10 protein-coding genes are annotated in these 7,829 nt (G+C 66.3%); 7 read left to right on the forward strand and 3 right to left on the reverse strand.

Annotated features, from left to right (window positions below; all coding sequences use genetic code 11):
• The gene (locus CRP50_RS22260; RefSeq protein WP_097281403.1) at positions 1-897 is read right to left on the reverse strand and encodes a DMT family transporter; all 897 of its coding nucleotides are present in this window, start codon (positions 895-897) and stop codon (positions 1-3) included.
• 66 nt (positions 898-963) lie between these two features.
• Complete coding sequence (locus CRP50_RS22265; RefSeq protein WP_097281404.1) at positions 964-1,848, reverse strand: DMT family transporter; 885 nt, start codon at positions 1,846-1,848, stop codon at positions 964-966.
• Positions 1,849-1,971: 123 nt separating this feature from the next.
• Here CRP50_RS22265 and CRP50_RS22270 point away from each other — a divergent pair, with 123 nt between their 5' ends.
• Positions 1,972-2,733 carry a class I SAM-dependent DNA methyltransferase gene (locus CRP50_RS22270; protein ID WP_176525309.1) on the forward strand — a complete coding sequence of 254 codons (762 nt, stop codon included), beginning with the start codon at positions 1,972-1,974 and terminating at the stop codon, positions 2,731-2,733.
• Here the strand turns inward: CRP50_RS22270 and CRP50_RS22275 are convergent.
• Entirely contained in the window at positions 2,726-3,544 is an 819-nt protein-coding gene (locus CRP50_RS22275; protein WP_097281406.1) for a TerB family tellurite resistance protein, read from the reverse strand. The genes CRP50_RS22270 and CRP50_RS22275 overlap by 8 nt on opposite strands.
• Positions 3,545-3,642: 98 nt before the next feature.
• On the opposite strand from CRP50_RS22275, the gene CRP50_RS22280 reads away from it, so the two are divergent.
• The 6 genes from CRP50_RS22280 to CRP50_RS22305 form a co-directional block, all read left to right on the forward strand.
• Complete coding sequence (locus CRP50_RS22280) at positions 3,643-4,134, forward strand: prolyl-tRNA synthetase associated domain-containing protein (protein ID WP_245913623.1); 492 nt, start codon at positions 3,643-3,645, stop codon at positions 4,132-4,134.
• Between the two features lie 43 nt (positions 4,135-4,177).
• Positions 4,178-5,584, forward strand: coding sequence for an FAD-linked oxidase C-terminal domain-containing protein (locus tag CRP50_RS22285; RefSeq protein ID WP_097281408.1), 1,407 nt, complete (start codon positions 4,178-4,180; stop codon positions 5,582-5,584).
• A gap of 64 nt (positions 5,585-5,648) precedes the next feature.
• Positions 5,649-5,906 (forward strand): type II toxin-antitoxin system RelE family toxin, encoded by a 258-nt coding sequence (locus tag CRP50_RS22290; protein ID WP_097281409.1) that lies wholly within the window; start codon positions 5,649-5,651, stop codon positions 5,904-5,906.
• Positions 5,899-6,240: a helix-turn-helix domain-containing protein gene (locus CRP50_RS22295; protein ID WP_097281410.1), complete on the forward strand. Its 342-nt coding sequence runs from the start codon at positions 5,899-5,901 to the stop codon at positions 6,238-6,240. The genes CRP50_RS22290 and CRP50_RS22295 overlap by 8 nt, the downstream gene beginning before the upstream one ends.
• A 198-nt stretch (positions 6,241-6,438) precedes the next feature.
• A complete protein-coding gene (locus CRP50_RS22300) occupies positions 6,439-7,464 on the forward strand; it encodes a GIY-YIG nuclease family protein (protein ID WP_097281415.1) in 1,026 nt (341 codons plus the stop codon).
• 105 nt (positions 7,465-7,569) lie between these two features.
• Positions 7,570-7,829, forward strand: a 260-nt coding sequence (locus tag CRP50_RS22305) for a transposase (protein WP_141415230.1), incomplete at its 3' end; no start/stop codon positions are given.

Genomic DNA, 7,829 nt, shown 5'->3' on the forward strand with positions numbered 1-7,829 from the left:
TCAGGTGGGACTCCCGGGTTCCTCGGGCTCGGCCTCGCGCTGGACCTTGGCGCGCTTCGCCGTGCGCAACTGGACGATGGCGACCCCGATCATCGTGATCGTGCCGCCGACAGCCTTCTGCCACGTCAGCGGCTCCCCTAGCAAGAGGATCGCGGCGATGATGCCGAGCACGGGTGCGAGCAGCCCGAAGGGCGCCACCTGTCCCATCTCGTGGCGGCGCACCAGCCCGTACCACAGGCTGTGGGCGACGATGGAGGCGGCGACGGCGGTATAGGCGACGGCGCCCCAGCCGAGCCAGTCGGCGGCCTGGAACGCCTCCAGCTGACCGTCCTCCAGCGCCCACGACAGCAGCCCCACCTGCGGCACCGCCATCAGGCTCAGCCAGCCGGTCATCAGCACCGGGTTCACGTTGGGCAGGGTCTTCACCACGGCGTTGGACAGCGCCCAGGCGAAGGCCGCCACCGTCACCAATGCCAGCGGCAACAGGCTCGGCAGGCTGGGCTCGCCGGCCAGCAGCATGACGCCGGCGAAGGCGAGCAGGGTGCCGGTGATGCGCTTCCAGCCCAGCCGCTCCTTGAACAGCAGCACGCCGAGCAGCACCGAGAACGGCGGCCCGAGCTGGATGACGATGCCCGCCGCCGCCGCATCCATCTGCGCCAGGCCGGTGAACAGCAGGCCGAAGTGCAGCGTGCCGAAGGTCACCGACAGCAGCAGCAGCCCCTTCAGCGCGTGCCACGGCACCCGGAAGAACGGCACCACCAGCACCGCCACCAGGGCGAAGCGGGCGGTGGTGAAGGCGAGCGGCGGCACCTCCGTCACCCCCACCTTGGCGACCACCAGATTGAGGCCCCACAGCGCCTGCACCAGCAGGGCGAGGAGAATGTCGCGCGGTCCCATGCGGGGCGTCTCCGGTGTGGTCGAGGCGGGGAGGGAAGGGCGGGGGAATGGGGGAAGGGCGGGCCGTCAGGCGGCGCGGGCGGGTTCGGCGGCGGTCTCGGGCGCCTTCTTGGCCTGGCGGACCTGAATGATGGCGACGCCCGTCAGGGTGATGGCACCGCCGATGAGCTTGAGCGGGGTCAACGGCTCGCCGAGGAAGATCGTGGCGCAGACGACGCTCGTCACCGGCGCCAGCAGGGCGAAGGGCACGATGCGCGACAGCTCGTGCCGGCGCACCAGCCCCGCCCACAGGGAATGGGCGACGATGGAGGCGGCCAGCACCGTGTAGACCAGCGACCACCACATGCGCTCGCTCGCGCCCTGCAGGGCGGCGACGTGGCCGTCTTCCAGCAGCAGCGACAGCACGAGCAACTGCGGCGTCGCCAGCAGCGACATCCACCCGACCACGCCGAGCGGCGGCAGCTGGGTCAGGCGCTTGAGGAACAGGTTGCCGGTGGCCGAGCAGGCGGCCGAGCCCACCATGAGCACGATGCCGAGCGGATCGACGCCCTGCGGCTGGCCGGCGATGACCAGCACCCCGGCCAGGGCCAGGGCGATGCCGAAGATGCGCCGCGGCCCCGGCTTCTCCTTCAGCACGAATACGCCGAGCAGCACCGAGAACGGCACCACCAGCTGGCTGACGATGGCGGCCGTGGAGCCCTCCACCAGGGCGAAGCTCGCGAACATCAGGCCGAAGCCGCCGGTGCCGAAGGTGACCGACAAGAGCAGGATGTCGCGCAGCGCCGCCCGCGGCAGGCGGAAGAACGGCACCACCAGCAGACCGACCGCGGCGAAGCGCAGGGCGGTGAACAAGAGCGGCGGCACTTCCGCCACGCCCCACTTGGCCGTGACGATGTTGAACCCCCACAGCAGAACCACCGTGAGGCCGAGGAAGAGGTCACGCAGAGACACGGGACGGGAACCTGTCGCATGCAGGGATCGGCCCCCAGAAGTCGGACATGCGCCCGGTGTTGTCCAGAGACATTCAGCGCCGCCCGATGGCGCCACCGTCCCGCGGCTGCTAATGTCGCGGCCATGATCGACGGTGACACCTACGACGCCCTGGTGGCGGAGCTGTACGACGACATCCTGGCAGACGTGCCCTTCGGCGACCTGGAGGTCTGGGCCGAAATGGTCCGCACCGCCGAGGCGCCGGCCCTGGAACTGGCCTGCGGCACCGGGCGGGTGCTGCTGCCGCTGCTCGCTCGCGGCCTCGCCGTGGAGGGGCTCGACGTGTCGGAGGCCATGCTTGCCGTCTGCCGCCGCAAGGCTGCCGCGCAGGGCCTCGCGCCGGTGCTGCACCGGGCGGCCATGCAGGACTTCGACCTCGGCCGCCGGTTCGGCGCCGTGTTCTGCCCCGTCGCCAGCCTGAGCCTGCTGACCGCCGACGGCAGCCAGGCCGCCGTGCTCGCCTGCGCCTTCCGCCATCTGCGGCCCGGCGGCGTGCTGGCGCTCGCCATGGACGATCTTGCGGAGAGCGAGGACGTATCGCCGCCGGCCGATGCGCCCGCCGTGCTCCACCGCGAGGCCCGCCGGGCCGACGGCAGCGTGGTGCGCGTCCACCGCCGCCCCCTGCCGGCGTCGGCCGCCGGCGTGACGCGCACGGAGCTGGTCTATACGGTGGAGCAGGACGGCCGCGTCGTCACCCGCGCCGTCCGGGCGGTCGACCTGCGGCCGCCGTCGCCCGAGGCCATGCGGGCGCTGCTGACGGCCGCCGGCTTCACGTCCGTCGGCGTCGTGTCGGGGCCGGGCGGTGACGGGTTCCTCGCCACGGCCCGCCGTCCCGCCGCTACTTGAGGCCGCGCTCGCGCTGGATCTGGTCCCACGCCGCGTTGATGGCCTTCATCTTGTCCTCGGCGACGGAGATGAACTCCTGCGGCAGGCCCTGCGCCGTCAGGGCGTCGGGGTGGTTCTCGCGCAGCAATTTGCGGTAGGCCGCCTTCAGCTCGTCGTCGGAGGCGCTGCGGTCGGCCCCGAGCACGGCGTAGGGGTTCGGCCCGCCGCCGGTGGCGCGCGAGCGGCCGTCGCCGCCGGCTCCCGCCCCGGCTCCCGCGCCGGCGGCGGTGGAGCGGGCGCGTTCCACCGCATCGGGGCCGAGGCCGAAGATCTCCGCCACCCGCGCGAGGAAGGCCTCTTCCGCCGGATGGACCTCGCCGTCGGCGCGGGCGATGAGGTGCAGGGCGGTCAGCAGTTCCTCCAGCACCGCCGGGCTGTCGCGGAACAGGCCGGCGATCTGCCGCGCGTAGGCCTCGAAGCCTTCCGACGACTGGCGGGCGGTGTCGAACACCTTGCCGACGGTGCCCATGTCCTCGGCCGGGATGCGGAAGATGCGCTTGAAGGCGTCGATCTCGGCGCGCGTGACCACGCCGTCGGCCTTGGCCATCTTGGCGGCCAGCGTGACGACGCCGACGGTGAAGGCGAGTTGCCGCGCCCGTTCCTTCATGCCGGACAGGCCCTCGGCGTCGAACAGCTTGGGCTTTTCGGCGCCGTCGTCCTTGCGGGTGCGGTCGTAGGCGGCATGGCCCACCGCCACCCCCACCAGCGCCCCAAGCGGCCCGCCGAGCAGCAGGCCCGCCGCTCCGCCGATGATCTTGCCCCAGATGCTCATGCGTCTCGTCCGCTCGCTGTTCTTGACGTCGGGTTTCGCGAGCCTGCACCATGCCGGGCTCCGTTGCCAGCCCTGCGTGCTTCCGAGGACCCCGAACCGTGCCTGCCACCCGCGAAGACCTGCTCGCCCTGCTCGACCGCCTGGGCGTCGCCCACACCACCTACGACCACATCCCCGTCTATACGGTGGAGGAAGGCAACCAGGTCTGGCACACCATTCCCGGCCGCCACTGCAAGAACCTGTTCCTGAAGGACGGCAAGGGCAAGCTGTGGCTGGTCACCGCCCCCAGCGACCGGGCCATCGACCTCAAGACCCTGCCGGAGAAGATCGGCTCCAAGCGCCTGTCCTTCGGCAAGCCCGAACTGCTGATGGAGGTGCTGGGCGTCGCGCCGGGCTCGGTCACGCCCTTCAGCCTGGTCAACGACACCGAGCGCCGCTGCACCGTGGTGTTCGACGCCGAGATGATGGCCGAGCCCCTGTGCGGCTACCACCCGCTCGACAACGCCGCCACCACCGTCATCCACCCCGACGGCCTGCGCGCCCTGGTCGCCCACACCGGCCACGAGATGCACGTCGTCGACTTGCGGTGATCTTTCGCCGTTCCCCGTTCCCCCTTTTGCCCGTGAGGCTCGCATGCCCGAAGGAACCGCCGCCATGACGCCCCGCACCGCCCCCGACGCCCTCATCGCCGAGTTGAAGGACCTGCTCGGCGAGCGCCTGTCCACGGCGGCCGCGGTGCGCGAGCAGCACGGCCGCGACGAGAGCTTCCACCCCGTCGCGCCGCCCGACGCCGTCGCCTTCGCCCAGTCGACCGAGGAAGTGGCGGCCATCGTCAAGGCCTGCGCCCGCGTCGGCGTGCCGGTGGTGGCCTTCGGCACCGGCACCTCGCTGGAGGGGCATGTGGCGGCGATCCACGGCGGCATCTGCATCGACGTCAGCGGCATGAACCGCATCGTGGCGGTGCGGCCGGAGGACATGGACGTCACCGTGCAGGCGGGCGTCACCCGCAAGCAGCTGAACGAGCACCTGCGCGACACCGGCCTGTTCTTCCCCATCGACCCCGGCGCCGACGCCAGCCTGGGCGGCATGGCGGCCACCCGCGCCAGCGGCACCAACGCCGTGCGCTACGGCACCATGCGCGAGAACGTGCTGGCCCTGACCGTGGTGCTGGCCGACGGCCGCATCATCCGCACCGCCCGCCGCGCCCGCAAGTCCGCCGCCGGCTACGACCTGACGCGGCTGTTCGTCGGCTCGGAAGGCACGCTCGGCGTCATCACCGAGGTGACGCTGAAGCTCTACGGCATCCCCGAGGCCATCCTGTCGGCCGTCTGCCCCTTCCCCGGCGTGGCGGAGGCGGTGAACACCGTCATCCAGACCATCCAGACCGGCGTGCCCATCGCCCGCATCGAGTTCCTGGACGACAACCAGATCCGCGCCGTCAACAACTTCTCCAAGACGAGCTACGCCGAGGTGCCGACCCTGTTCTTCGAGTTCCACGGCTCCGACGCCGGCGTCGCCGAGCAGGTGGAGATGGTGCAGGCCATCGCCGCCGAGCACGGCGGCACCGACTTCCAGTGGGCCCGCTCCACCGAAGACCGCGAGCGCCTGTGGCACGCCCGTCACAATGCGTACTATGCGGGCCTGAGCATGAAGCCGGGCGGCAAGGGCTTCTCGTCGGACGTCTGCGTGCCGATCTCGCGCCTGGCCGAGTGCATCGTCGAGACGAAGAAGGACCTGGAAGCCTCCGACCTGTTTACCGCCGTGGTCGGGCATGTGGGCGACGGCAACTTCCACGTCCTCTTCGTCTTCGACCCCGACAACCCCGCCGAGATCGCCGAAGCCAAGCGCCTGAACGCCCGCGTAGTCGACCGCGCGCTCGCCATGGACGGCACCTGCACGGGCGAACACGGCGTCGGCCTCGGCAAGATGCAATACCTGGAAGCCGAACACGGCCGCGACGCGCTGGACGTGATGGCGGCCGTGAAGCGCGCGCTCGACCCGGCGAACATTATGAACCCGGGGAAGGTGGTGGGGGTGTAGAGGGGGCATTGACGGCCTGTTCTCGATTTGAGAACATCGGTGCGGAGAGGCGGGGAGGGCCGGTGTGCGCGTCACGATCGAGACGAAAGCGATCAAGGACATGCGCGCCTTGCCGCCCCGCACCCGCGCCGCGATCCTGAGCAAGATCGACCAGTACGCCGCCGACCCGGCGTCCTTGGCGAACAACGTCAAGAGCTTGCAGGGGCTGGACCTCTACCGTCTGCGCGTCGGCGACTACCGGGTGATCTTCGCCATAGAGGACGGCGAGATCAGGGTCATGGTGGTCAAGCGCGTCCGCCACAGGAAGGAAGCCTATGACTGAAGCCGCCCGTGACGACATGGTGCCGCGCCGGGACTACGAGGCGCTCCTGGCCCGCATCGAAGACCTGGAAGACATCCTCGCCGCCCGCGATGCTTCGGGCGGCGAGGCCCTACCCATGGACTACGCCCGCCGCATCATCATGGACGAGGCTCACCCCGTCCGCGTCTGGCGCGAATACCGCGGCCTGACGCTCCGCGCCCTGGCCGAGCGGGCCGGGATGCAGCCGGGCTACGTGTCGGAGATCGAGTCCGGCAAGAAAACCGGCAGCGTCGACGCCTACCGCAAGCTGGCCGCGGCGCTGGAGACGACGGTGGATGCGCTCGTGATGGAGTAGGGGCAGATGCCCGAGCGGAGTAGGGCGGGCATGCACGCCGGACTCATTACTTTTTTCTGTAATAATATGTTGTACTCAATTCGCCTTCGATTTCAAGATTTCATGAAAGCGCACAATGGAGATCGAACTGTCGCACAGCTAGTCGACTACATTACGAATCCATAATAACTGCGTCAAAAAATTTGCCTGGTGGTTGCAATGGATTATGTATACGCGCTGATAAACCCTGCGATGCCGGGTCTGGTGAAGGTAGGTTGGACTGCCCGAGATCCACATGAGCGGGCAGATGCTCTAACTGCATCTACGGCATCGCCACTGCCATTTGTTGTTATTTACTACGAACCGGTATCTGATGGTCGCGCTGCTGAGGCGGCCGTTCATAGGCTCCTTGAGATCAGCGGGTTGAGGATAAACAAGTCGCGCGAATTTTTCAGCTGCGATGCGCACGTAGTTGTTCGAGCAATTGTTAAGGTTTGTGGGAGCTTTAAGAATAAGATCGCAGAGCATGTAAGTCATGGAGAAGTGGAGGGCTGCAGAGGTAATGAGTTTTCAGACTTTAAGCCAAAAAATCTACTTCGCGAGGGCCTTAAACTCATTTCTTCCGCTGATGATCCCCTGTCTGACCCTGAGAAAGGTCGAAAGCTTGTGGAAGCTTCTGCCATTTTAGGTTATGCGCCAGGGCAATTTCACCTGGCAAAAATAAAAATAGACTGCATTGGGCGAGATCCTTCCACAGAAAAGTCCAGAAATGAAATGATTTCATCTGTTTCGTTGCTTCGCTCTTCTTTGAGTGGAGGCTATGGGCCTGCTATCATATTATTATCTTTTGTTGCACTCGAATATGGACGCACTCTTGAATTAGAAAGTGACTACATAAAAGATATTCCTCGTTTTATAGGTCCTGGTAGCAAGATTTCTGAAATGGAATTGGCAGACATAAAATATGGATCGGATAAGATTTTTTATTGTTTGAGATCCTCATTTTCACTTGATAAGTTGGAGAGAATTATGACGCCTGAAATACTGCTTAATCCGGTATGTGGACCTATATGGAGAAATAATTTCTTCCGGTTTTATGCGACATTGCGAGATCAGTATATAAAATTTATTGAAGATTCAAGGGCTGATCCCATGATTGATATCATGGGAACTACCCGTTCTACATACGAGAGGTACATAACGAGTGTTTTAGATTTCGCTCGGAGTCGTAACTTTATGGGGTAGTTCATCGAAGCCCTCTGAAGATGTGCTTTACTAGGGTCAGGACCCATAAACCGGCTTCCCCAGCGGCTCACGATGTGATTCAAGCTCCCCGGAAGGGAGCTTATCGTGACGCATTCTCATTTTTGGCTGTCAGATCAGCAGTTTGATCGTCTTGCGCCCCTGCTGCCGCAGGACACGAGAGGCAAGCCCCGTGTCGATGATCGCCGGGTCATCAGCGGCATCGTCCACGTCCTGAGGTCCGGCTGCCGATGGGTGGATGCGCCGGAGGTCTACGGTCCGCGCAAGACGCTCTACAACCGTTTCGTCCGGTGGGCGGCGAAGGGTGTCTGGACCGACATCTTCACGGCGCTGGCGGATGCGGGAGG

This window comes from Caenispirillum bisanense, assembly GCF_900230255.1.
GTDB classification, from domain to species: domain Bacteria; phylum Pseudomonadota; class Alphaproteobacteria; order Rhodospirillales; family Rhodospirillaceae; genus Caenispirillum; species Caenispirillum bisanense_A.